The organism is Bacteroides sp. AF34-31BH, assembly GCF_003602795.1.
Taxonomy (GTDB): domain Bacteria; phylum Bacteroidota; class Bacteroidia; order Bacteroidales; family Bacteroidaceae; genus Bacteroides; species Bacteroides uniformis.
The window spans coordinates 168,385-194,296 of record NZ_QTLV01000004.1 but is presented as its reverse complement, the minus strand read 5'-3'; the positions used below and the strand labels follow the sequence as shown (position 1 = coordinate 194,296).

21 protein-coding genes are annotated in these 25,912 nt (G+C 50.2%); 5 read left to right on the top strand and 16 right to left on the bottom strand.

All coding sequences use genetic code 11. The features are described 5' to 3' along the window. The 7 genes from DWZ67_RS08835 to DWZ67_RS08805 all read right to left on the bottom strand — a co-directional run bounded on the left by DWZ67_RS08835 (position 1) and on the right by DWZ67_RS08805 (position 10,060). The gene (locus tag DWZ67_RS08835) at positions 1-1,287 is read right to left on the bottom strand and encodes an LA_2272 family surface repeat-containing protein (RefSeq protein WP_120138617.1); all 1,287 of its coding nucleotides are present in this window, start codon (positions 1,285-1,287) and stop codon (positions 1-3) included. A gap of 8 nt (positions 1,288-1,295) precedes the next feature. Next, positions 1,296-2,843: a sulfatase gene (locus tag DWZ67_RS08830; protein ID WP_005828045.1), complete on the bottom strand. Its 1,548-nt coding sequence runs from the start codon at positions 2,841-2,843 to the stop codon at positions 1,296-1,298. A gap of 55 nt (positions 2,844-2,898) precedes the next feature. After that, on the bottom strand, positions 2,899-4,557 hold the full coding sequence (locus tag DWZ67_RS08825) for a long-chain fatty acid--CoA ligase (protein WP_005828046.1): 1,659 nt from the start codon (positions 4,555-4,557) through the stop codon (positions 2,899-2,901). 100 nt (positions 4,558-4,657) lie between these two features. After that, positions 4,658-6,625, bottom strand: a complete 1,968-nt coding sequence (locus DWZ67_RS08820) for a TonB-dependent receptor (protein WP_120138615.1) — start codon at positions 6,623-6,625, stop codon at positions 4,658-4,660. 20 nt (positions 6,626-6,645) lie between these two features. Continuing rightward, a complete protein-coding gene (locus tag DWZ67_RS08815) occupies positions 6,646-7,722 on the bottom strand; it encodes a GDP-L-fucose synthase family protein (RefSeq protein ID WP_022401522.1) in 1,077 nt (358 codons plus the stop codon). Positions 7,723-7,748: 26 nt separating this feature from the next. Further along, positions 7,749-8,825: a GDP-mannose 4,6-dehydratase gene (gene gmd, locus DWZ67_RS08810; RefSeq protein ID WP_005836261.1), complete on the bottom strand. Its 1,077-nt coding sequence runs from the start codon at positions 8,823-8,825 to the stop codon at positions 7,749-7,751. A gap of 74 nt (positions 8,826-8,899) precedes the next feature. Next, positions 8,900-10,060, bottom strand: coding sequence for a dicarboxylate/amino acid:cation symporter (locus tag DWZ67_RS08805; RefSeq protein WP_005837656.1), 1,161 nt, complete (start codon positions 10,058-10,060; stop codon positions 8,900-8,902). Positions 10,061-10,188: 128 nt separating this feature from the next. On the opposite strand from DWZ67_RS08805, the gene gnd reads away from it, so the two are divergent. From gnd to pgl, 3 genes are read left to right on the top strand one after another with little or no spacing between them, the layout of a single operon-like run. Continuing rightward, positions 10,189-11,664 carry a decarboxylating NADP(+)-dependent phosphogluconate dehydrogenase gene (gene gnd, locus DWZ67_RS08800; RefSeq protein ID WP_034523384.1) on the top strand — a complete coding sequence of 492 codons (1,476 nt, stop codon included), beginning with the start codon at positions 10,189-10,191 and terminating at the stop codon, positions 11,662-11,664. A 17-nt stretch (positions 11,665-11,681) separates the two neighbouring features. Further along, a complete protein-coding gene (zwf, locus tag DWZ67_RS08795) occupies positions 11,682-13,178 on the top strand; it encodes a glucose-6-phosphate dehydrogenase (RefSeq protein WP_120138692.1) in 1,497 nt (498 codons plus the stop codon). Further along, positions 13,175-13,891: a 6-phosphogluconolactonase gene (gene pgl, locus DWZ67_RS08790; RefSeq protein ID WP_005836269.1), complete on the top strand. Its 717-nt coding sequence runs from the start codon at positions 13,175-13,177 to the stop codon at positions 13,889-13,891. Before zwf ends, pgl begins: the two co-directional genes overlap by 4 nt. Here pgl and DWZ67_RS08785 read toward each other — a convergent pair. The 9 genes from DWZ67_RS08785 to DWZ67_RS08745 all read right to left on the bottom strand — a co-directional run bounded on the left by DWZ67_RS08785 (position 13,884) and on the right by DWZ67_RS08745 (position 23,776). After that, complete coding sequence (locus DWZ67_RS08785) at positions 13,884-14,927, bottom strand: DUF2776 family protein (protein ID WP_119979722.1); 1,044 nt, start codon at positions 14,925-14,927, stop codon at positions 13,884-13,886. The two genes, pgl and DWZ67_RS08785, sit on opposite strands and share 8 nt — an antisense overlap. Before the next feature lie 99 nt (positions 14,928-15,026). Continuing rightward, on the bottom strand, positions 15,027-15,671 hold the full coding sequence (pdxH, locus tag DWZ67_RS08780) for a pyridoxamine 5'-phosphate oxidase (RefSeq protein ID WP_005828057.1): 645 nt from the start codon (positions 15,669-15,671) through the stop codon (positions 15,027-15,029). A gap of 316 nt (positions 15,672-15,987) precedes the next feature. Then, on the bottom strand, positions 15,988-16,674 hold the full coding sequence (locus tag DWZ67_RS08775) for an energy transducer TonB (RefSeq protein WP_005828058.1): 687 nt from the start codon (positions 16,672-16,674) through the stop codon (positions 15,988-15,990). Positions 16,675-17,086: 412 nt separating this feature from the next. Beyond that, positions 17,087-17,788: a LytR/AlgR family response regulator transcription factor gene (locus DWZ67_RS08770; protein ID WP_005836276.1), complete on the bottom strand. Its 702-nt coding sequence runs from the start codon at positions 17,786-17,788 to the stop codon at positions 17,087-17,089. Continuing rightward, positions 17,785-18,852, bottom strand: a complete 1,068-nt coding sequence (locus DWZ67_RS08765) for a sensor histidine kinase (RefSeq protein WP_005836278.1) — start codon at positions 18,850-18,852, stop codon at positions 17,785-17,787. The genes DWZ67_RS08770 and DWZ67_RS08765 overlap by 4 nt, the downstream gene beginning before the upstream one ends. 245 nt (positions 18,853-19,097) lie before the next feature. Then, positions 19,098-20,318, bottom strand: coding sequence for an ABC transporter permease (locus DWZ67_RS08760; RefSeq protein WP_005828065.1), 1,221 nt, complete (start codon positions 20,316-20,318; stop codon positions 19,098-19,100). 53 nt (positions 20,319-20,371) lie between these two features. After that, positions 20,372-21,118: an ABC transporter ATP-binding protein gene (locus tag DWZ67_RS08755; protein ID WP_005828066.1), complete on the bottom strand. Its 747-nt coding sequence runs from the start codon at positions 21,116-21,118 to the stop codon at positions 20,372-20,374. Between the two features lie 15 nt (positions 21,119-21,133). Then, the gene (locus DWZ67_RS08750) at positions 21,134-22,363 is read right to left on the bottom strand and encodes an efflux RND transporter periplasmic adaptor subunit (RefSeq protein ID WP_057097954.1); all 1,230 of its coding nucleotides are present in this window, start codon (positions 22,361-22,363) and stop codon (positions 21,134-21,136) included. 12 nt (positions 22,364-22,375) lie between these two features. Continuing rightward, positions 22,376-23,776 carry a TolC family protein gene (locus DWZ67_RS08745; RefSeq protein ID WP_057088295.1) on the bottom strand — a complete coding sequence of 467 codons (1,401 nt, stop codon included), beginning with the start codon at positions 23,774-23,776 and terminating at the stop codon, positions 22,376-22,378. A gap of 210 nt (positions 23,777-23,986) precedes the next feature. Between DWZ67_RS08745 and DWZ67_RS08740 the strand changes: the two genes are divergently transcribed. Together DWZ67_RS08740 and DWZ67_RS08735 are read left to right on the top strand one after the other, a co-directional pair. After that, positions 23,987-24,208: a DUF4492 domain-containing protein gene (locus tag DWZ67_RS08740; RefSeq protein WP_005836288.1), complete on the top strand. Its 222-nt coding sequence runs from the start codon at positions 23,987-23,989 to the stop codon at positions 24,206-24,208. Between the two features lie 116 nt (positions 24,209-24,324). Then, a complete protein-coding gene (locus DWZ67_RS08735; protein WP_005828071.1) occupies positions 24,325-25,899 on the top strand; it encodes a cytochrome ubiquinol oxidase subunit I in 1,575 nt (524 codons plus the stop codon). Positions 25,900-25,912: the final 13 nt, after the last annotated feature.

Below are 25,912 nucleotides of genomic sequence, written 5' to 3'. Positions count from 1 at the left end.
TTATAATTTCAGTATCGTCACCCCGCCCTCTACAATGATGCCTTTGTCATAGGTTTTCCCTTGGGTGTAGTAGCGGCTGCCGCCATAACCGCCGGTGAGGAATATGCCAAAGCGCTCGGTCAGGTGGTATTCCAGATTGACACGTGCCTGGAGGGCATAGAGACGTGCCGGAATGCCGTAGTCCTTGTTCTTGAAGGTTTCTATATGTTGGTATCCCAGATCTCCGCTGATGAACAGCTGTTTGTAGAGCGGTAATTCAAGACCGGCACGGTAGAAGAGGGCAGCGGAAAACTTATCGCCAAAATCCAGATAATGGGTACCGCCACCGAGGATGGTATAGAAGAGCCGGTTCTTGAAACGGGCACCTACATTCAGCTTGGTGGCATTACCACCGAAAAACATCAGTTGAACTTTTGTTTGGGGATTGGCATTGACTAATCCCAACTGGAAACCATCTAATTTTTCTTTGTAGTAGTTGAATAGACCTATTTGAAGCCCTTGGGCACGTATGGCCATATTGGCAGCGCCTATTTGTAATCCTCGGGCTGTACCACCCACCACATTGCCCAGGCCGGAAACCTGAACACCGGTCATATCTCCGGCGGTGATGTTGGTAAGGGCGGACATCTGCATGCCATTCAAGTCTTCACCGATTACACTTAGCAGGCCGGCCCCTGAAAATCCTTTGAAATTTCCACCGGAAATATTGGCGAGTCCGGCAAAGTGTATGCCGGAAGCACCTTCTCCGCTGATATTCAACAGGCCGCCTATGGAGGCGCCACGATTATAGTCCCCACTGATGTTTGCCAGACCGGAAATGATGACGCCTTGCGCATGGTTTCCGGTGATACCTACCAGTCCCGAAACGGATACTCCGATAAGGTTGTTGCCATTGATGTTGGTAATTCCTGCTATCTGCATGCCTCGCATGCTTCCCCCCACCATATTTGACAGACCTGCCATCTGTACACCGTTCACATCCCTGCCGGTTACACTGCCAAGAATATTCATGCCGAGGCCATTCAGACGGTTCATGGAGGAGAACACACCCAGATTGAAGCAGGTGCTTCCTATGGTATCAGTCCGCTGTGTGGAGATGTTTTTCCATAAGGAGATATTGATACCTACCGGGCCATGGCCTGTTCGTGGAGAGCGTTGTTTCCGGAAAGATTTCTCGGAGGATTTCTGAATCGTATCCGGCTGTACGCTGCCCGGATTATGTTCTTGGGCAAGAGCTGTCCCTGCAAAAAGCAGGGACACAAGGAGGAGGGAAAGGTTTCGTTTCATACTTTTTTCTATATTTCGTCCGGCCAGGGAGCTGGTTGGCGGGTGGCACGCAACAGAGGGCGCTGCGCATCCACAGACCGGAGGTAATTACTTAATTTCCGTGACAACTCTTTGACAACTTCAGGCTTCTCTCGGGCCATATCATGTTTTTCACTGATGTCGGCGGGGATGTTGAAAAGTTCCCGTCTACCGTCACCGAAATAATACACCAGCTTCCACTCGCCCGAACGGATGGAGCAAGTGGCTCCGATGCCCGGGCCGGAAGGACCCCAGCTATTGGGATAATGCCAGTAGATATCACGGTCTTTCATTTTACCTTTTCCGGTGAGCAATGGCATGAAACTGATGCCGTCGCGTTGCTGTACGGTTGTATAGTTGTCTACGCCTGCCATCTCAAGGATGGTGGGGAAGAAGTCCTCTATCATCAGGTAATGGTCGCATTGGGTTTGGGGCGCTACGATGCCCGGCCAGCGGACAATCATCGGTTCACGTATGCCTCCTTCGTAGGCGGAACCTTTACCACTGTTGAGCGGATAGTTCTGGACATGCAGTTGTCCGGCGCGGGTATGGGCCGCCAAACCGCCATTGTCGGACATGAAGATGAGGATAGTGTTTTCCGTCAGGTTGTTCTTGTCCAGATAATCCATAATGTCTCCCAGACTTTTGTCCATACCCTCAATGAGAGTAGCATAGGCAGCTTCTACCGGAGGAAGGCCTTTGTCCAGGTACTTCTGGTAGAAACGCATGTCAGGTTGTATAGGGGTATGGATGGCATAGTGTGCCATGTACAGAAAGAATGGCTTGTCAGTCTGCTGTGCATCGTCCAGGGCCTTCATGGCCTCTATGGTAAGGGCTTCACTTAGGAAAGTGTCGGTTCCATGATATTTCTCCAGACCGGGTACGGCAGCCAGCGGGCTTTTACCGTCTGTTTTGTTGCCGAAATTCTCCTTGCCATAGTAGCTGGCAGGTGAACCGGCAGCATGTCCGGCTATGTTCACTTCAAACCCCATTTTCAACGGGTCGGCTCCGGGAGTGCCTTCAGCACCGAAGTGGGCTTTTCCGCAATGAATGGTGTGATAGCCATGGTCTTTGAGCACTTCGGCCAGGGAGGTGACTTGTGTGGTCCGTTCCACGCCAGGCTCTTGACAAATGCCGTTAACGTTCCATTCCGGATAAATCATGACCGAGTCGGGTTGTTCATGGGTAGTGTTCTTGCGGAGGGTCCAACTGGTGACTCGATGCCTGGCAGCATTCATTCCCGTAAAAAGGCTGACACGCGTAGGTGAACTGATGCTGCATGCATAGGCCTGCGTAAACATTTTGCCTTGTGTAGCCATCCGTTCCATGTTGGGAGTATGGTACGTATCGTTGTACTTGGTACGCTGTGTCCAAAAGGGGAGGGACGTGTCTTGCCATCCCATGTCATCCACTAGGAACAGAATGATGTTTGGCTGCTCTTTTGGAGCAGGTACGGCATCCCCAGGCGGCATGCCATACGCTTCTCCCGCCATTCCGCATATCGGAAGCATGGCGGATAATAATAATTCGTTTCTCATTTAGATAATAATTTAGAAAGGGTTAGATAGGTTGTAGTTTAATTGTTTTTTTACATTATCCTTTGGCCTCCTGATACAAGAAGCGTTTGATAGATTTCTTCGGCGTTTTTTCAAATTCTTCAGGATAGATTTTCATTTTGAATATCTGGCTGTATGCGGGCAGTTCTGCATTCAGTGCCACACGGTTTTCCTCCATGACGCGTTCGATGTCGTCATTGTTCAGCCCATGGGCAAAGGCATCATCGAAGTCGGGGTAAACCAGACCTACCAGTTTCTCATTCTGCTGCACGATGATGCTTTCGGCTACATACGGCATATTGTTCAGTTTGTCTTCTATCTCTTCCGGGTAGATATTCTGACCGCTCGGACCAAGGAGCATGTTCTTGCTGCGTCCCTTGATGCTTACGTTGCCTTCGGCATCCATCAGGGCAAGGTCTCCGGTGTGCAGCCAGCCGTCTTTGTCGAGTACCTGTACGGTGGCCTCGTCGTTCTTGTAGTAACCCAGCATGACATTGGGACCACGGCAGACAATCTCTCCCGGAATGTTTTCGGGATCGGATGATAGGATTTTCACCTCCATACGCGGTGCGGCCTTTCCGCAAGAACCGGGTTTGAAGCGGGTCCAATCCTCGTAACAGATGATGGGGCCGCATTCCGTCATTCCATAGCCTACCGTATAGGGGAAATCTATCATCTTTAAGAACTGCTCCACTTCCTGGTTGAAGGCAGCTCCTCCTACAATGATTTCTGCAAAGTTTCCGCCAAAGGCTTGAATCATTTGTTCGCGTACGGTCGCCTTTATCTTGTCATTGATGATGGGTACTTTCAGCAACAGCTTCATGGCGGGAGTTTCCAGCTTGGGCAGTACGCTCTTCTTTATAATCTTTTCGATAATGAGCGGAACAGCCACAATCAGGTTAGGCTTCACTTCGGTGAAAGCCTGGAAAATGATTTTGGGGCTGGGCATACGAGTGAGGAAGAATATGTGGCAACCTACGGCGAATTCATACAGAAACTCGAATGCAAGTCCGTACATATGTGCCATTGGCAGCATGGAGACAATCTTGTCACCGGCTTTCAGCGGCAATACTTCGAAAGCAAAAGTGGTGTTTGACCAAAGGCTGCGGTAGGGCAGCATCACTCCTTTGGAGTAACTGGTGGTGCCGGATGTATAGTTGATGACCGCCAGTTCGTCGGGCTGGTCCTTGTGATAACTGACATGCTCCTTGCGGAAGTTCTTGGGGTATTTCTTACCGAACATTTCGTTGAGATGTTCGCGGGCATAGTCCAACTTTTCGCTGCGGGAGACAAGAATGTAGAAGTCTGCCATCATCATGATGCCCTCCAGCAGCGGCATGGCACTTTCGTTGAGGTTTTCCCAAACCTGGTCGCCTACGAAAAGCAGTTTGGCTTCGGAATGGTTCACGATGTTGTGTACATTGTCTGCCTTGAACTCGTGAAGGATGGGGACGATTACCGCACCGTAGGTCAATGTTGCGAGGAACGTTACGCCCCAGTGGGAACTGTTGCGGCCACAGACGGCAATCTTATCGCCTTTCTTGATGCCGCTTGCCTCGAAAATGATATGCAGCTTTTCTATTTTGCGGGCTACGTCCTTATATTGTAGGGTTGCTCCCTTATAGTCGGTCAGAGCGTCTAAATCCCAATTTTCCTTTATGCTATTCTCTATATAGGCGATAAAACTTTGTTCCATGATATTAATTGCACATTTGGTTGAAAATTGTGCAAATATAAGGGTTTATATATAGAAAGCAAACTTTTATAGGGAAAATAGTTTTTATGGCGGCTATTTGCTAAAACTCGACAGTTATACCTAAAGTAGGCAGGATAGTGCCGCTTTCCTGCTTGAGGTATTTCATTTTATAGCGCTGTTCGGTAACAGGAGCAGACGGATTTTCGATGATGCCCGTACTCATTATCACATCCGGCTGCTTCAGTTTGTTGCCGGTGACACCGTAATCGTTTCCTTTGCATGCCAACGGAATGTTGTCTTGGAGGGAAAGTGGCATACGGCTGTAACGCTTGAAGAAACCTTCTGCAGAAACCATGAACCGGTCTTGCAGGTGCCAGTCCACACCGAGGCTGCTTTCAAAGACCTGCATGTACTTCAGGTTTTTGTTGAGATATTGCTCTTCATTGTCTTTATATCCCAAAGCGGTGTAGGGAGGCAATTGGTGGTAGAGGCCGGTACTTCCGCTCAGGGTCCATTGTTCCGAGAGTTTGTAGGATGCAGAGAGGCGTGGGGAGAACTGTTTCCATAGCTGCCGCATCTTTCGGTTGTAAGTGTTGCCGTCCATACGGATACCGGCAGAAAGGGCCAGACGCTTGTCGGCGGTGGTATAGTCGGAAGAGAAGAAAGCCCCCCAGCCGAAGATGTTGAGTGAGGTTTCGTAGATGGAAAGCGTACCCGAATGACTGCCGTATAGTCTTTGCCTGCTGTGGTTTGTATAGATGGAGTTGTTCAGTTCTGCTCCTTCTTTTAGGGTCCATGCTCCCAAGCGCGTTTGGTTTTCGAAACGCAGGGTGGTCTTTTGTTCTGTGGAGCGTAGGCGCAGGGTCAGGTTGTCTTCGGAAGAGTCATCGTTGTTGCGGTATTTCAGATTGCGGTTGTTCAGGTAGTTATGGCTCAGTATAAGGGATTGTACGTGCCTTCCATTGTAGTGTCTGTAAGAGGCTCCGAGAGTGAATGTTTCCTGATGGATAGTGGGGAGATAGCTGAGCAGATATTCGGCATCTTCTCCTTTTTCATCGGTATTCAGTTTCATCTTGTCAATGCCTGCAAGACCAAGCAGGGTCAGCTCGCTGTGCTCGTTGAAACGGGTTTTTGTTTTGAATTGTCCGTCAATGAAATTGGGCAGGAAGGGCAGTCCCAAAGCCTTGAACAAAAGTTGCAGGTAGGACTGGCGTGCGGAGAACAGATAAGTGGTGCGCTGCCCTAGATGGCCTGCTCCGCTGAGCGAGACTTCCGATGCGCCGATGGTGGCTTTGAACGCCTGCTTGTCCGGATTTCCGTCCTTGAGGCGGAAGTCGAGGACGGAACTCAAGGCTCCGGAGCGGTTGGCGGGGAAGGCGCCCGTATAAAATGTAATCTCGCGTATCAGGTCGGCATTGACAATACTTACCGGTCCTCCGGATGCACCCTGAGTGGCAAAGTGGTTGATGTTGGGGATTTCGATGCCATCCATATAAAAGCGGTTTTCGGAAGGAGAACCGCCCCGAACAATCAAGTCGTTGCGATAGCCGATGGGAGAGAAAGAGACGCCGGGATAGGAGCGTACGATGCGCGAAACATCCCGGTTGGCTCCGGGACTTTTCTCTATTTCCTGCAAGCCGATGATACGCATGCTGACCGGGCTTTCGATACTTCGCCGGAAGGGGGAAGGCACCACCACTACTGTGTTCAGCAGATTGGCATCCTCTTCCATCTCTATCTCGATGAACGGGGTTGAGGCTGAAACGATATATTCGGGGGTGGAAACAGTCTGGTATCCTATGCAGGATGCCTCAAGGCTATAGATGCCCGGAGGCACCTGCTCTATCTTGAATGTGCCGAGTGAATCGGTGGATGCCCCTTTCCCGGGGATGCCGGCAACGAAAACGTTGGCGTAGGCCACGGGTTGTCTGGACTGTCTGTCGATGACTTTGCCGCGAACGGAATAGGTCACGGGAGCTATCATGGCATTCATGGTTGGGCTGATACCTGATAAAAGTATCAGCAATATAAACAATACAGTTCCCACCTTGTACCGTATGGCATTCATGGCTAATCATACGTCACTAATTACTTTCCCAAGTACCATCGGTACATGCGTTGCACACCTTCCTCGATATCAATCTTATGATGCCATCCCAATGCATGTAACTTACCGGGATCGGTCAGTTTGCGCATGGTGCCGTCGGGTTTGGAAGTGTCGAAGGTCAACCGGCCCTGATAGCCTACGGTGTTGACAATCAGCTCTGCCAACTGGCGGATAGTGATTTCCTTGCCCGTACCGATATTGATGTGACAGTTGCGGATTTCCTTGTCGCCCGGCTTGAAGGTATCTTTGAAGTCGACGTGTTCCATGACGAAGACGCTGGCATCTGCCATCTCCTCGCTCCAGAGGAATTCGCGCAAGGGGGTGCCGGAACCCCATAATCTCACTTCTTCTTCGCTGATGCCGTATTTCCGGAGGATATTCAGAATGTCCTCTTTGCTGCTGTCGCCGTTGATGCCTTCCACCGGACGCAGGTTCATGTCGTGGCGTACGGCATCCCAGTCGCCTTGTTTCAGGCAGTGGGCGAGGTGTATCTTGCGTATCATGGCAGGGAGCACGTGGCTGCGTTCCAGGTCGAAGTTGTCGTTGGGACCGTAAAGGTTGGTGGGCATCACGGCAATGTAGTTCGTACCGTATTGAAGATTGAAGCTTTCGCACATTTTCAGTCCGGCTATTTTGGCGATGGCATAGGGCTCGTTCGTGTATTCCAGCGGAGAAGTGAGGAGTGCGTCTTCTTTCATCGGCTGTTCGGCATCACGGGGATAGATGCAGGTGCTGCCCAGAAAGAGAAGTTTTTTCACTCCGTGGCGGAAGCTTTCGCCGATGACGTTCTGCTGTATCTGCAAGTTCTTGTAGATGAAGTCAGCACGGTAGATACTGTTGGCCATGATGCCACCCACAAAGGCGGCGGCAAGGAATACATATTCGGGCTGTTCCTCGTCGAAGAAGCGGCGTACGGCAACTCCGTCGAGCAGATCGAGTTCTGTGTGGGTCTTGCCGATGAGATTGGTGTATCCTTTCTCCTCAAGATTTTTCCAGATGGCAGAACCTACCAGTCCCCGGTGGCCTGCTACATATATTTTGGCATTTTTGTCTAACATTGTTGTCTGAAAGTTTAATAGTTCATTCAAAGCTCTTTGCTTCTTAAATACAGTTTCTTCACAAATTTCATGTCGTGCTCTGCCATGATGCGTACCAACTCTTCAAAACTGGTCTGCCTCGGATTCCATCCCAGCAGTGTTTTTGCTTTGGTGGGGTCGCCCAGCAATTGTTCCACTTCGGCAGGCCGGAAATATTTGGGGTCGACTTCCACGAGGACTTTTCCGGTCTGTGTGTCGATACCCTTCTCATCCACTCCCTGGCCTTCCCAGCACAGAGTGATGCCTACCTCTCGGAATGCCAGTGTCGCAAATTCGCGTACGGTATGCATTTCTCCGGTGGCAATGACGAAGTCTTCGGGGGTGTCGTGCTGCAGGATGAGCCACATGCACTCGATGTAGTCTTTGGCATATCCCCAGTCGCGCCGGGCATCCAGATTGCCCAGATACAGCTTGTCCTGGAAGCCTTGGGCGATGCGGGCAGCCGCCAGTGTGATTTTTCTTGTCACGAAGGTTTCACCTCGGCGTTCGCTCTCGTGGTTGAAGAGTATGCCGTTTACAGCAAACATGCCATAGCTTTCGCGGTAGTTCTTTGTAATCCAAAAGCCATACTGTTTGGCTACGCCATAGGGGCTGCGGGGATAGAACGGGGTCGTTTCGCTTTGCGGCACTTCCTGCACTTTTCCGAAGAGCTCGGAAGTGGAGGCCTGGTAGATGCGTGTCTTCTTTTCCATACCGAGAATGCGTACGGCTTCGAGCATGCGCAGGGTGCCTACGGCATCGGTTTCGGCGGTATATTCGGGCACGTCGAAGGATACTTTGACATGGCTTTGGGCGGCAAGGTTATATATTTCGTCCGGCTGCACACTCTGGATGATACGGATGAGAGAGCTGGAGTCTGTCATGTCTCCATAGTGCAGGTTAATGGTACGTTTCTGTTTCATGTCGCGTACCCACTCATCGAAGTAGAGGTGTTCGATGCGGCCGGTGTTGAAAGAGGAAGAGCGACGCAGGATACCGTGCACTTCATATCCTTTCTGCAGGAGGAATTCGGCAAGGAACGAGCCGTCCTGCCCGGTAATGCCGGAGATAAGGGCTTTCTTCATAATGTATGCTTCTTGTTATTATGTCTTTTCGGACTGCAATATTCGTTATTTTCCACGAGATGGCAAAATATAAACTATTTCTTTCCCATCACTTTGTCGATAATCAGTGCGATTGCCCCGTCGCCCGTCACATTGCAGGCAGTACCGAAGCTGTCCATCGCTATGTATAGTGCAATCATCAGCGCTTGTGCCGACTCGTCGAAGCCCAGCATGGATTGCAGGATGCCCAGTGATGCCATGATGGCGCCTCCCGGTACCCCGGGAGCGGCTACCATAGTGATGCCCAGCATGAAGATAAATCCTGCAAATAGAGGGAAATCATGGGGCATGCCTTGCATTATCATCAGTGCCAGGGCGCATGCCACAATCTTCAATGTGCTGCCCGACAGATGGATGGTGGCGCAAAGTGGGATGACGAAGCCGGCAATATCGGCAGAGACGCCGTTCTTCCGACTTTGCTCCAATGTTACGGGGATAGTGGCGGCACTGGATTGAGTGCCTAGAGCCGTGAAGTAGGCAGGCATCATTCGTCCCAGTAGTTTGAGAGGGTTCTTGCGGACAAACAGTGCCGCAATGCTGTATTGGAATACCAGGAGAAAGATGTGAAGCAGGAAGATTACACCGATAATCTTAATAAAGACCATCAGGATGCCGAATACTTGTCCACTGTGTGTCATGTTGAGGAAAATGCCGAAAATATAGATGGGAAGCAGCGGCAATATCACTGCACTGATCATGCGGATGACAATCTCTTGAAAATCGCGTGCCGCATTTTTCAGTACCTCACTTTTCAGATGAGCCAGGCCCAGCCCCAGTGTGAAGGCAAGTACGAGTGCGGTCATAACATTCATCAAGGGCGGGATACCCACGGAAAAATAGGGAAGAATGCCTTGAGACTCACTGACTTCTTCTAACGGCACCCCGGTTTCTATGAGGGAAGGAAATACCGCCATACCGGTGAAATAGGAGAGAAAGCCGGAGAATAAGGTAGCTCCGTAAGCAATGAGCGCCGTGACGACCAGCATCCGTCCGGCTCCTTTGCCGATGTCGGCAATGGCAATCGTGACCAGTCCCACAATGATGAGGGGGATGGAGAAGTTCAGGAATTCACTGAAAATGGCATTGAATGTTACGAACAGCCGTACCAGCGAAGCCGGTAGGAAATTTCCGAAAAGTATACCTAAGATAATGGCAATGATGATGCGTGGCAATAGTCCGATGTGGAAGTTCTTCATGAGCATTGGTTTTCTGTCTGGTTGAAAAATAGGCTTTCGCTGACAAAAGTACTATTTTATTTTCGTAATTCATACGAACAAATGCTGTTAGCATTTTGTTTCCATATAAAGACAAAATTTACATGAATATGAAGAATTTAAATAAAACAGACATTGGACTTATCGGTCTGGCAGTTATGGGCGAGAATTTGGCCCTCAATATGGCAGATAAGGGATGGAATGTTTCGGTATATAATCGTACGGTTCCGGGAGTGGAAGAAGGGGTGGTGGAACGTTTTGTGAACGGCCGCGCCAAAGGGAAAAAAATTGAAGGCTATACAGATATAGCCGAATTTGTAACTTCCATTGCCATACCCCGCAAAATAATGATGATGGTTCGTGCCGGCAGTGCGGTGGATGAACTGATGGAACAGCTGTTTCCCCATTTGTCCGAAGGGGATATCCTGATTGACGGTGGTAATTCCAATTATGAGGACACCAACCGGCGTGTGGCATTGGCCGAAAAGAAAGGCTTCCGTTTTGTGGGAGCTGGAGTTTCCGGTGGAGAGGAAGGAGCGCTGAACGGCGCGTCTATCATGCCCGGAGGATCTGAAAGTGCCTGGCCTGAGGTGAAGCCTATCCTGCAGAGTATTGCGGCAAAAGCATCTGACGGTACCCCGTGCTGCCAGTGGATTGGTCCTGCCGGTTCCGGTCATTTCGTCAAGATGATACATAACGGTATCGAATATGGAGATATGCAGCTTATTGCCGAAGCTTATTGGGTGATGAAGAATCTGCTTGGTCTGGACAATGGACAGATGGCGGAAATCTTTGCTGATTGGAATGAGGGTAAGTTGCGTAGCTATCTCATTGAAATTACCGCCAACATACTGCGTCATAAGGACAAATCAGGAGGTTACCTGATAGATAAGATATTGGATACCGCCGGACAGAAAGGTACGGGCAAGTGGTCCGTTATCAATGCGATGGAGCTGGGCATGCCGTTGGGGCTGATTGCTACGGCTGTGTTCGAACGTAGTTTGTCGGCACAGAAGGGCTTGCGTGAAACGGCTTCCAAGCAATTTGTATGCCGACGCTCGCAGGCGGTGTACAACAAGTCGGAGATGGTGAAGGATATCTATTCCGCACTCTATGCTTCCAAATTAGTGTCATATGCTCAGGGATTCGCCGTGTTGCAGCGTGCATCCGACGCTTTTGCCTGGAACCTCGATTTGGCATCCATCGCACGCATGTGGCGGGGCGGCTGCATTATCCGTAGTATTTTCCTGAACGACATAGCTACGGCTTTCGAGGCAAAAGACAAGCCCAAACATCTGCTGTTGGCTCCTTATTTCAAAAATGAAATGCAGCTGTTGCTTTCCGGCTGGAAACATCTGGTGGCACAATCCATGAAAGAGGAACTTCCGGTGCCTGCATTCTCGTCCGCCTTGAATTATTTCTATTCGCTGGTGTCTGCCAAGTTGCCTGCCAATATGATTCAGGCGCAACGTGACTATTTTGGTGCGCATACCTTTGAAAGGACAGACGAGTTGCGTGGACAGTTTTTCCATGAAAATTGGACGGGACACGGAGGAGATACGAAATCGGGTACGTACAATGTGTGAGAAAGGGGGAGAAGATGATGAATAAATTAGTGATTGTTATATTCGGCGCTTCGGGTGACTTGACGAAGCGCAAACTGATGCCGGCGCTCTATACTTTATATAGTGGCGGGCGGTTGCCGGAAGGATTCTCCATTCTGGGGATAGGACGCACCGAGTATACGGATGCCCGTTACCAAGAATATATAATGGGTGAATTGGGTAAGTTCGTAGCTTCCAAAGAGCAGCTGGAAGATAAAATGAAGGATTTTTGCAGCCATCTGCATTACCAGACATTGGATCCCGCCGAGGTTGAAGGCTATCATCTGCTGGACGGACGTTTACAAGAGTTTACCGGTGAGCAGAAACCGGACAACCTGCTGTTCTATCTGGCTACTCCACCTTCCTTGTACGGTGTCATTCCCTTGCACTTGAAGGCGGCCGGTCTGAACCGTCTTGATACGCGTATCATCGTTGAAAAGCCGTTCGGTTACGATTTGGAGTCAGCCAGAAAGCTGAATAGTATTTATGCTTCCGTTTTCAAGGAGCATCAGATTTACCGCATCGACCATTTTCTGGGTAAGGAAACGGCGCAGAACATTCTCGCCTTCCGTTTTGCCAACGGAATCTTCGAACCGCTATGGAACCGTAATTATATAGACTATGTGGAGATTACAGCCGTAGAGAATCTGGGTATCGAAGGACGTGGCGGATTCTATGAAGGTGCCGGAGCCCTGCGCGATATGGTACAAAACCACCTCATACAGCTTGTGGCGCTCACTGCATTGGAACCGCCTGCCGTTTTCAATGCCGATAATTTCCGCAACGAGGTGGTGAAGGTCTATGAGTCATTGGCCCCCTTGACAGAGGAGGATTTGGAGGAACACATTGTCCGCGGACAATATACGGCTTCGGGCTCGAAAGCCGGGTATAGGGAAGAGAAGAACGTGGCACCTGATTCGCGTACCGAAACGTATATTGCCATGAAAATCGGTATTAACAACTGGCGGTGGAAGGGTGTTCCTTTCTATATCCGTACCGGCAAACAAATGCCGACAAAGGTGACTGAGATTGTTGTACATTTCCGTGAGACGCCCCATCAGATGTTCCGTTGCGAGGGTGGACATTGTCCCCGCGCGAATAAGCTGATTCTCCGCCTGCAACCCAATGAAGGTATTGTGCTGAAATTCGGCATGAAGACTCCCGGACCGGGATTTGACGTGAAGCAGGTGATGATGGACTTCAGTTATGACCAGTTGGGCGGGTTGCCTACCGGCGATGCCTATGCCCGTCTGATAGAGGACTGCATACAAGGTGACCCTACACTCTTTACCCGCAGCGACGCGGTAGAGGCTTCATGGCGCTTTTTCGATCCCGTGTTGCGTTATTGGAAAGAGCATACGGATGCTCCTTTATATGGGTATCCCGTAGGTACGTGGGGACCTTTGGAAAGTGAAGCGATGATGCACGAACATGGTGCTGAGTGGACTAATCCGTGTAAGAATTTGACTAATACAGATGAATATTGCGAGTTATGAAAAGTTATGTTTACCATTCGGCTACAGCTACGGCACATGCGTTGATTGAACATTTGATTGCGATGATGGAGCGTGAGCCGGAAAAGACCTTTTATTTTGCATTCAGTGGGGGAAGTACTCCTTCGCTGATGTTTGACATTTGGGCCAACGAGTACAAGGAGGTGACTCCTTGGATGCGGATGCGGATTTATTGGGTGGATGAACGGTGTGTGCCGGCAGAGGATTATGAGAGCAATTATGGTACCATGCGCCGTTTGCTGTTGGATGAAGTAGGCATGCCCGATGAATACGTTTATCCTATTTATGGAGTGAACCGCCCGGAGATTGAAGCAAAGAACTATTCGACGCTGGTTTGCCGCACGGTTCCGCTTTGGGGTGGCTTCCCGGCCTTCGATGTCGTTTTGCTCGGTGCTGGAGACGACGGGCATACCTCCTCTATCTTTCCGGGGCAGGAATATCTGCTTTCTTCCTTTCATCCTTATGAGGTGAGTGTCAATCCCTATAATGGGCAGAAACGCATAGCCATGACCGGCTGCCTTTTGTTTGCTGCGAAGAATCTTATTTTCTTTATTACCGGCAAGAATAAGGCGGATGTGGTCCGCGATATTCTTGATTCCGGGGATACCGGTCCGGCAGCTTATGTGGCCCACCATGCCGAGCGTGTGGAATTGTTCCTCGATGCTCAGGCCAATGGCGGGAAAATGTCTACTTAGATGTACCGCTCTCCAGAATGCTTACGATGGAGAATAATGTAAAGCAGATGCCTCCCAAACCTGCCAGTACGCGTGCAGGGACAAAATAGGCATTGTGCAGGCTTGCCATCTCAAACAGAAAGGCGGAGAGAAACAGACAAGCCAGGGCCGTGAAGACCGGAATCAGCGGGATGCGGTTGGCCAGCTTGAAAGTGTTCCGCCAGATGGCGGCAAGTAGTATGACTTTGCTGGAAATGCTGTAGCATACCAGTCCCAGGCCTATCATAATATATCCTGTGGAGGAGAGTGCCGGATTGCTGTTGGCCAAGACCAGAAGTCCCCAGAGAATGCTGATGCTGCCCATTATCAAAACAAGGGCCGGCCATTGTTTCCGTTCAGCCTTTGTATAGTTGTTGCGTATCTGGCGGACGATGGTTGCAACCAGCGCCACCAAGCTGGAACAGATACAAGCAAGTCCTGCCATGACATGGCCTGCTACATAATATGCATTGTGCTCGCTGCTTTTTGACAATAGCCAGAAGGCCCATATCCATGCCATTACTGCCATAAGGGTGGCAACTGCTATCAGGATATATCCCTGGGAGGAATTGAATGCATCGGCAGGTTGTAGCTGGTCGGTACGTTCCGAGTTGGCGGGAATGAGGGTGAAGCGGGTGGAGGCTGTGGCTGTGGTAGCTACACAAGCTGTGATGAAACCGACTCCGCAAATCACGTGTCCTGCCACGAAATTGCTTGCCGTGGCAGCTTCGTGCATATAATTCCAACCATAGATTACTGTGAGTACGGCTGCCAGGTAACCAATAACCGGAAGTGCGTATCTGGCTATCGGATTGTAGGTATGAATAATTTGTCTAATGATTGTTGCCGCTGTGGCGAACAAGGCAATGCAAATCATCCCTAAGGAAAATACTACCGGACCGGCCACAAATTTTGCCGAATCCAGTCCTTCGTGGAGCACAAAGGCTCCGTAGCCGAAACAGAAAAGGGCCATCAACAAGGGTATAGCCCTGAAAAGAATACTGATACCGTAATTCATAACTGTTGTTTTTAGAGTTTCCCCTTCAAACAGCGTTTCTGTGGCTTTGTTCCTCCTTTTAAGATTTATTTGTGATGAGAAGTGTTTGCCTGTCCGTATTTAGGGAGCCAGCCTCTCCTTTTTCCAGCTGCCATCCGCTTGTTGGGAATAGAGGAAACGGTCGTGTAGCCTGCTTTCCCGTCCTTGCCAGAATTCAAAACGGAAAGGGGTGACGGCAAAACCTCCCCAGTTGTCGGGACGTTTGATACTTTGCCCTATCCATGTTGCCGCTTCGCGGACGAACGCGCGCATTATCTCCATACGGCTGCCGATGACGTGACTTTGGGGTGAAATCCTCGCCCCGATTTTACTTTTGTAAGGCCTGCTTGCAAAATAGGCGTCAGAATCGGCAGGAGCGCATCTTTCAGCTTTTCCTTCAATGTGTATTTGCCTTTCCAGTTTGTGCCATACGAAAGATAAGGATATATACGGATTTGCAGTCAGTTGCCGGCCTTTTCTGCTTTCGTAGTTGGTGAAGAAGATGAAACGGCCATTTTCCACCCCTTTCAGCAACACTGTGCGTGTAGAAGGATGCCCGTCTGTCGAGACTGTAGCTACCGTCATGGCGGTGGGCTCGTACTCATCACTATGGATAGCATCGTTCAGCCAATGGTCGAATTGCTCAAAGGGATTGTCGTTGAGGTTACCCGGTGTCAGCCTGCCTTTCTTATATTCTCTTCTGATGTCAAAGAGTTGTGATTTCATTATCGTGTGGTTTTATCAGGAGTGATATATTGTTTTTCTATGTAACAGTCTGAGAGGGCTGAATGTTTTTGTTTTTCTGCGGAAAGAAAAATATGGAAGAAGGAAATGGCTGTGTTGATACTTAAAAAAATGGGGGTGTGTCAAAATTCACCACAGATTACACGGATTAACACAGAATGAGCTTAATCTACTGATAGTCAAAGATACTTATCTGTGCAAATCTGTGTAATCTGTGGTGAATACCTGTTTCGACACACCCTCGGATATTGGAGATTACCTTATGAAGACAAGTGGAAAGTGGACACTGGCATGTCTGCTATTGTAATTTAAACATTACGGGAACTGTGAATTTACAACGGACCGGTTTGCCTCGTTGCTCACCGGGTTTCCATTTGGGCATGGTGGAAATCACACGGATAGCTTCTTTGTCCAGATAGGGATCTACGCCTCTTACTACTTTTACATCTACGATGCTGCCGTCTTTGTTGACAACGAATTGTACTATTACGCGCCCCTGGGTTCCGGTCTCTTGTGCAATAGTCGGGTATTTTATACTCTTACCCAGATATTGCATCAGACTCATGCCATTATAAGAAAACTCGGGATTCTTCTCTACAACTTCAAAAATCTCATCCTCTACCGGAATCTCTTCATCTACGGTTGGAGATATGGGTTTGATGATTACAGCTTCACCGATTTCTTCGGAAGAGGCAATGGCTGTTTCTTTCACATTGTCATTATCATCCACAATTGTCAATACCTCGGCAATTGCAGGAGCTTGAGGGGGTGGTGGAGCTACTAATTCGGGTTGCTCCGTGATAGGAATTTCAATTTCCTGCTCAAATACGTTCTCGGTAATAGCACCGCTCATGTCAATCCTAACATCACGCTTCGACCATTCAAATGCAACGAACATGAAGACCAGCACAATTACATAACCTACAAGTAGCCAACTTGACTTCTTGTTTTCCAGGCTTGCTTTGGATGTTTTCTTGATTTCCATAATTTACAAGATTATTACCGTATAATGGTTGTCGCGAAACTAACATTATACAGATGTGATTAGTAAAATCATAAAACATGCGTGCCCACTTGTTTCTGTATTAAAGATAAGAAAATGAATGTTATGTTGGTGTTTGATATGTAGTTATATATAGTTTTTTAAATTTGCTTTGATAATTTTTCTGCTTGTGGATTAAATAGTGTTGATATGTAAAAAGCACTTCCAACGTTCGCTTACGGAGGAAGTGCTTCACACAAAAACTAAACTAGACTTAACTAAACTATTCTATTGGGGGAGTTTCACAACTCCTATCTGTTCGGTGCAAAGATAAAAAAACATATTTTAATATGCAAAAGGATTCTATAATAAATCGACGTTTTTTCCGATTTTATCGACGGATTAGTCGATTTTTTTAGCTTCTTTGGTCTAAAAATTCTTGAAAAGCTTGTTTATAGCTGTCACTTATCGGGATGTAATTCTTTCCGAACACGATGCGGCCACGGTCTATAATACGTATTTTATTCTTCTGAACAATGTAGGAACGGTGGACGCGCATGAAACGCGAGGCAGGCAGAAGTTCCTCCATTGCCTTCATGCTCATGAGAGACAGGATAGGCTTGGGAGAATCCTCCTCGTAGATTTTGAGATAGTCTTTCAGCCCCTCTATGTACAGAATTTTACTCAATTCGATTTGCACCAGCTTATACTCGCTTTTTACGAAGATGCTCTGAATCTCTTCCTTGGGCTGTTGCAGCAATTCAAACCATTGCACAGCCTTGTTGGCAGCCTGCAGAAAGTCGACGTAGGAGATGGGTTTCAGCAGGTAGTCCAGCGCATTGACTTTGTAGCCGTCTATGGCATACTGGTCGAAGGCGGTGGTAAAGACAATGCGGGTGCCGGAATCGACCATCTTCGAAAATTCCAGTCCGTTCAGTTCGGGCATCTGGATGTCGAGGAAAAGCAGGTCGATGTGCTTCTCGGGCAACTCCTTGATGGCTTGTACGGCACTGGAGTATTTACCGACCAACTCCAGAAACGGGGTCTTGTTGACGTAGCTTTCCAGCAACCCTAGGGCGAGGGGCTCGTCGTCTACAATGGCGCACTTCAGATTCATATCTTTATAATTAAAATAGATTTATACTCTTTCATGTCCTCACTCACTCCTTGCTGCCAGTCGTAATGACCGGGATAGGTCAGCTCCAGACGCTTGCGCACTTGTTCCAAGCCGATGCCGCTTCCGCTTTTATCTGCCACGCTTTTGGGATGATAGCTGTTGGTTATTTCGCAATGTATCTCTCCGGGGCTTTCACTGAAGTGGATACGGATAAAGCTGGGCTCAGTGGGGGAGATGCCATGCTTGAAGGCATTCTCTATGAGGGAAATAAAGATGAGCGGAGCTATTTCCGTACGGCTGTCCGGTCGGACGTCTATCTTTGTTTCCACACGGACGTTGGCGGAGAGACGGATGCGCATCAGTTCGATGTAGTTGCGGATGAAGTCCATCTCCTTGTCCAGGGTGACGAAGTTCTGCTGATTGTCATACAGCACATGGCGCAGCAGTCGGCTCAGTTCCTGCACGGCAGTCTGTGCCTTGTCGGCATCGAAGGCGATGAGGGCGTAGATGTTGTTCAGCGTATTGAGCAGGAAGTGCGGGTTGAGCTGGTTGCGCAGGTTCTTCAACTCGGCTTCCGTGCGGCTTTTCTCGGCTTCGCGGCGGGCGGCGTCCATCTGCGCCCAGCGGCGGCTCAGCTTGATGGCAGCGCTGAGGCCGGCGGTGAGAATCATGGTCGAGACGTCGCGCAAGATGAATATCCATTTGGGAGGCCCCATGTGCTGACCGTCATCATCGCCGCGCATATGGTTTTGGAATGTGTATTCTTGCCAAAGGTGGGCGCCGGTGGTAATGCAGATGATGAGCAGTGTGTTCAGCAGGAGATACTGCCGGATGCGTCCCTCGAACAAGTAGCGGGGAATGAGGAGGCAGTAGTTGATGTAGAATACAAGGAAGAATGAGAGGGTACTGCTGCTACCGTGGCGCAGATAGTCCGCAAGGCTGATATTGAAGCCGCTGCGTGTCATCATCAGAAAGGGGAAACCGATGACGATACCCCAGACAATGATGTGTATCAGGGTTTCGATGCCGCGGCGGCGTGGGTTAGGGAGCTGTTGTTTCATCATGATACAAAGATACGGATTTTAGGTGGATATTGGAAATATCCGCTGCCTGCGAAGCAAATCTCTGTTCGCAGGTTGCGGATAAGCGTTTCCAGGTTGCGGATATGTATCCCAAGCTTGCGGATGTCTATCCCAAGGCTTGGGATAGAGATTGTTCTTAGTTTCGCATAACTTTTTTCCCTATTGCCGGAAACTTTTTTCCTAATACTTAAGAACTATTTGGCTAACTTCCGGCAAGGGAGAAAAGGTTATTCGTAGCGTATGGCCTCTATCGGGTCGAGGTCCGCAGCTTTCTTGGCGGGATACCAACCGAAGAACACTCCGGTGACGGTACATACGGCGAAGGAGAGGAATACACTCCACGGCTGGATGAAGATGGGCCAGTGGGCAACGCCCTTCACTATCAAGCTGGCTCCGCATCCGATGATGACACCGATAATGCCTCCGGTGATGCTGATAAGAATGGCTTCGATGAGGAACTGGCTCAAGATGTCGACACCGCGGGCGCCTACACTCATGCGCAGGCCGATTTCGCGCGTGCGTTCCGTCACCGATACGTACATGATGTTCATAATGCCGATGCCGCCCACTACGAGCGAAATGCCGGCTATGCAGGCAAGCAGCGTGGTCATCAGGTCGGTGGTGGAGTTCAGCATGGTGCTGAGTTCCTGCTGGCTGCGAATGGTGAAGTCGTCGTCGTCACTCTCCTTCAGCTTGTGGTTGCGGCGCAGTATCTCGGTGATCTCGTCGGTGGCATTGTCCGTCATGTCCTCGGTGAGGGCGGAGGCGAAGATGCCGCTAAGGTAGGTCTGTGCCAGCAGGCGTTTCATCACGGTGCTGTAAGGGGCAAGCACTACGTCGTCCTGGTCCATGCCCATGGAGTTGTAGCCTTTGGACTTCAGCACGCCCACCACGCGGAAGGGCACTTGGTTGAAGCGGATGATACGTCCCACAGGGTCCTCTCCTCCGGGAAAGAGGTTGTCTTGGATGGTCTTTCCGATGACGCACACCTTGGCAGAGGTCTGTATGTCGGCTTCGGTAAACATCTCGCCGTTCTCCACGCTGAGCTGCCGGATTTCGAGATAGTCCGTGCCCACGCCGCTCACGGAGGAGGGGTAGTTGTTGTTGCCCGCGATGAGCTGCCCGCTGGAGGAGACATTGGGGCTGACGGCAGCCAGAAAGTTGGTTTCGTTGCGCAGGGCTTCGTAGTCGGTCAGCTTCAAGGTCTGCATGGCGCTGGGGTCTTGGCGGACACCGCCGCGCATGTCGGCACCGGGGTGAATCATAATCATGTTGGAGCCCATCTCGGAGATTTGCGCCTGGATGCTTTTCTTCGAACCTTGTCCGATGGCAAGCATCGTGATGACGGACGCCACGCCGATGATGATGCCCAGCATGGTGAGGAATGCGCGCAGCTTGTTGTTGTTCAAGGCTCGCAAGGCTATTTTGAAAAGGTTTGTTCCGTTCATATCGTTTTAATGGAAAGTTTAAAATTAATCCCTAATCCTTAATCCCTTATCCCTCATTCCTCCTCCTGCTTAGGCAATGCTGCCAGGGCTTCGGCTGCATTCTGGATTTGGGTGTTGATGGTATCGTCCTTGATTTGTCCGTCGCGCAGCACGATGTTGCGGCTGCTGTACTGGGCTATTTCGGGGTTGTGGGTGACGAAGATGATGGTGCGTCCTTCGGCATGCAGCTTTTGGAACAGTACCAGAATCTCGAAAGAAGTACGGGTGTCCAGGTTACCCGTAGCTTCGTCTGCCAGGATAACGGCGGGATTGTTCACCAAGGCACGGGCGATGGCTACGCGTTGCATCTGACCGCCGGACATCTGATTGGACTTATGTTCCAGTCGGTCGCCCAGCCCCACGGCTTGCAGGGCTTCGATGGCACGTCTCCGCCTTTCGGAAGCCGAGACGGAGGAGTTATACATCAGCGGTAGCTCCACATTTTCCACGGCAGTGGTTTTGGGCAGCAGGTTGTAACTCTGGAATACGAAGCCGATTTTACGGTTGCGTAGTACGGCGCGTTGAGGCTTGCTCATGGTGCGTACGGAGATACCGTCCAGCAGGTATTCGCCGCTGGTGGGCGTGTCCAGGCAGCCGAGGGTATTCAGCAAAGTCGACTTTCCGGAGCCCGATGTACCCATGATGGTGACAAACTCGCCTTCACGGATGGTGAACGAGACGCCGCGCAGGGCATGCACGGTTTCGTCCCCCACCTGGAAGTTGCGTTTGATATTTTGAAGTTCAATGACTGCTTTATTCATAATTCTTTTTTTGTATTATTTTCCGCTCTTCTTCTTACTTCCCGGAGGGCCAGGCATGAACGGACTCTTCTCACCTCCGGGAGCTTCCTGGCTCATGTCCGGAGCGCCGCTGCCGGGCATACTGCCGATGGTGGCTTCGGTCACCACTACGGTACCTTCGTTAATGCCGCTGATAATTTCCGTGTTGACTCCGTTGGAGATACCTATCTTCACCGGATGGGCGGTAAAGGTGTTGCCTTCGCGGGTCCAGAGTTTATGTTCCCCTTCGCAATCCTTCACGATATCATTGTCGCCGATAAGCGGTTTTTCGGGGTTGAAGCGCAGGGCACGGGCAGGAGCGCACAGTACGTCTTTGCGGTCGAGGGTGAAGATGGTGACGTTGGCTGTCAGGCGTGGTTTCAGTTTCAGGTCCGGGTTGTGGGCGGAGATGACTACTTCGTAGGTCACAACCGTGCTGGTGCCGGTACTCGACGTGCTGCTTGAGCTGGCATCTCCCAGACGAATTTGTGTGACCACTCCTTCGAACACGTCATTCGGGTAGGCGTCTACGGTAAACGTGGCGCGCTGTCCCTCTTCCACACCGCCTATGTCCGCTTCGTCCACGTCGGCCACAACCTGCATCTGCGTCAGGTCGGCAGCGATGGTGAACAGTGTCGGTGTCTCGAAGCCGGAAGCCACGGTCTGTCCTGCTTCCACGTCGCGGCTGATGACTACACCGTCGATGGGAGAGGTGATGGTGGCGTAGGAGAGGTTGCGTTCAGCCTTTGCCAGTGATGCCTGGCTGCTTTCGTAGTTGCTCTTGGCCTTCTCGTAGTTATAGACGGACTGCTCATAGTCCGTGGCGGCGATGAGCTGCTTTTCGTTCAGCGTCTTGTTGCGCTCGTAGAGTTTTTTCTGGTACTCGTATTCGGCCTTTGCACCGTTGTAGGCGGCGCGTTGCGAAGCGAGTTCGCTTTGCAGTGTCACGCGGTCCATCTCGGCAATGAGTTGGCCTTTGGTTACTACGGAATTGTAGTCTACATGAATCTTGTCGATGATACCGCTCACCTGGGTACCCACTTCCACTTCCGTCACCGGTTCGATGGTCCCCGTGGCGGTTACGGATTCGGAAATCTCGCCTTTATGGATGGTTGCTGTGGCGTAGGTCACCTTGTGCTTGGCCTTGGCACCACCGAAGAGCCATACGCCGCCGCCCACTATGATTACGGCAGCTACGGCAATGAGGATGATTCTTTTTTTGTTCATATATATAAGGTATTATAATTCGATTTTTTCTCCTTGATAAAACTTCAGTAGCTGCATATTCAGTATGGCCATGTATTTGGCTTGCAGTGTCTCCTGCTGTGCGCTGAGCAGATTGCTTTTCTCAGTCAGCAGTTCTACGGTATTCTTCATGCCCAGGTTGAACTGCTCTTGAATCAGTTCATAGCTGGTCTGCGTACTTTTCAGTTTCTCTGTAGCGGCGGCGTAGCGCTGCTGGGCGCTGTTGGCATCGAGCCAGAGGGTTTCGATGGTCTTATACAGCGTTTTTTGGTCGTCCAGCAGGTCCAGTTCGCTGGTCTGCTTCTGAATCTTGGCTTTCTCTACGGCACTCTTGGTCTGCCGGTTGCTGAAGATAGGCACGCTTACGGTGAAGCCCAGCGAGTTGTTCCAGTTCTGTTTGACTTGCTCGCTGAAGGTGAAGTCATTGCCGTTGGCATGGCTGGTTCCGATGCCGGCGCTGAGGCTCAGCGTAGGCAGATAGCCAGCGCGGGCAATTTTGATGTCGAGGTCGGATGTCTGTATATTCAGTTTGCCGGCTTCTATTTCCGGACGGAGCACGAGGGCAGAACGGTAAACGTCCGTTTTGGTGGGCAGGGGTGCCAGTACGTTTTCCGTGCCGAGTGTGGGGATGTAGAGGTTCATCTCGGATTCGCCGTCCAGTTCCAGGAGTTGTTTCAGTTGTAGTTTGTAGTCTTGCAGGGTGGCTTGTGCTGTCACCAGCTGGTACTTGTCGGTACTCACTTGCGCTTCCAGTTGTGCCAGGTCGCTTTTGGCTATGCTTCCTGCTTCGAGAAGTTGGCGGGCACGTTCGCATTCGGCCTGGCTCACTTCCAGGGTCGATTCGTTCACTTTCACGGCTTCGGCGGCGTAGAGTATCTGTACGTAGGTTTGTGCGATACTTTCTTCGATGCTGTTCTCGCTCTGTGCTACGCTAAGTTCGGCAATGCGGTTGTTCAGTTGCTGTTGTTTGATGGTGTTGAGGCGTTTCCCGCCGTTGTAGAGGGTCCAGTTGGCATCGATGCCGTAGCTGCCGTTATAGGAAGTCTTGCTCTGGCTGCTGGTGATGTTGTCGCCGTCGATGATGGTGTTTGTCTCGCTCTTCGGGCGATTCACGACACGCTGGCTCACACTGGCCGAAAGGCTGGGGAAGAGAGCGGCTCGGGCGGTCTTTACATCTACCTGGGCACTTTCCGCACTGAGGCGGTTCTTGCGGATGGTGATGTTTTGCTGCAAGGCATAGTCGATGCACGCTTGCAAGTCCCATTGGGCGGGCAGGCTGTCGGCTGGCTGCTCGGAACTGCCGGGTATCTGCGTGGAAGTGCCGTTTTGGGCGGCCACTCCCATGCAGCTTGCCATACATAGCGCTATCACTGTCAATCTTTTTACGTTCGTCATATCTTCGTTATTCTATGGTTTTACATTTGCAAATGTAGTGGGGTGGAGAAAGGATTGCAAAAGTGATAGACGTAGAGTGAATTTTCCTCGCCTAAAATCTTTTTTGTACCGATGAATGGGAGAAGTCTTTTTTCTGTTCAACTTTTCACCTTTTTATTTGTTCTTTATATAAAAGTATTTTATATTTGTAATCATTATAATTTTATCGGCATGAAACAGACTGCGGTAAACATTTGGCGTTTTTATTTGGAAGGTTTTCGAAGTATGACGTTAGGGCGTACTTTGTGGCTTATCATTCTTGTGAAGTTGTTCATCATGTTCTTCATTCTCCGCCTTTTCTTCTTCCCACGGTTTCTGAATACCCCCGTGGTGGGCGATGACAAGGAAGGCTATGTCAGTAATGAGCTTATCCATCGGAGTCTGGGCGACTAAACACGGAGACACAGAGTTTATTTCCTTGCCCTTATAAATTCTCCGTGTCTCTCTGTTCTTACCCGATAACTTAAAAACTTAATAACTCATAACTTATAACTCATAACTTGATTCTTATGCTTGGACACATTGACACTTCCCTGATTGACTGGTCGAGAGCCCAATTTGCCTTGACCGCCATCTATCACTGGATTTTTGTGCCGCTGACACTTGGACTGGCGGTAATTATGGGCATCATGGAGACAGCGTACTACCGTACGGGTGACGAATTTTGGAAACGTACTGCCAAATTCTGGATGAAGATTTTCGGTATCAACTTTGCTATTGGTGTAGCAACCGGTATTATTCTGGAATTTGAATTCGGTACGAATTGGAGTAATTACAGTTGGTTTGTGGGCGACATCTTCGGTGCGCCGCTTGCCATCGAGGGTATTTTGGCTTTCTTTATGGAAGCAACGTTTATCGCCGTCATGTTCTTCGGCTGGGATAAGGTGAGCAAGCGTTTCCACCTGGCATCTACTTGGCTCACGGGGCTGGGCGCCACGATTTCTGCCTGGTGGATTCTGGTTGCCAATGCGTGGATGCAGAATCCCGTAGGTATGGAGTTCAATCCCGATACGGCACGCAACGAGATGGTGGACTTCTGGGCTGTGGCAACTTCGCCGATGGCTGTCAATAAGTTCTTCCATAGCGTGCTGTCCGGCTGGGTGCTGGCTGCCGTGTTTGTAGTAGGCGTAAGCTGCTGGTATCTGTGGAAGAAGCGCGAGAAGAAATTTGCGCTGGCAAGTGTAAAGATTGCCGCATGGGTAGGTCTGTGTGCCGCTGTGCTCTCTGCCTGGACGGGTGATGGCTCGGGCTATCAGGTGGCGCAAAAGCAGCCGATGAAGCTGGCTGCTATGGAAGGCTATTATGAAGGGCGGCAAGGTGCCGGATTGGTAGCGTTCGGGCTGCTGAATCCTGCCAAGCAGACACCGCAGGACGGAGTAGACCCATTCCTTTTCCGTGTGGAAATTCCGAAGATGCTGTCGTTGCTTGCCGAGCGCAAGATGGATGCTTTTGTTCCCGGTATCAATGACCTGCTGAAAGGCGGATATCCGTTGAGCGATGGTACCGTAGCGCTTTCGGCAGAGGAGAAAATAGAAAAAGGAAAAACGGCTATCGGTGCGTTTGCCGCCTATCGTGCAGCCAAGGCTGCGGGCAATGAGGCAGATGCAGAGGTGGCTGCCAAAGTGTTGAAAGATAATGTAGCCTATTTCGGTTACGGTTATATCAAGGACGTGAACGAGCTGGTGCCCAATGTGTCCCTTACGTTCTACATGTTCCGTGTGATGGTGATGTTGGGTGGATACTTCATCCTCTTCTTTATTGTGGTGCTGTTCCTGGCCTATAAGAAAGACTTGTCGCGGATGCCATGGATGCATTGGGTGGCTATGCTCACCATTCCGCTGGGCTATCTGGCTGGACAAGCCGGATGGGTGGTTGCCGAGTGTGGTCGCCAGCCGTGGGCCATCCAAGATATGCTGCCCACGAGTGCCGCCATCTCTAAGCTGGATGTAGGCTCCGTGCAGACCACGTTCTTTATCTTCCTGGTACTTTTCACTGTCATGCTGATTGCTGAGGTGGGAATTATGCTGAAGGCCATTCGCAAAGGTCCGGAAACCGAAACGCACACACCGTCACATAACTCATAACTTATAACTCATA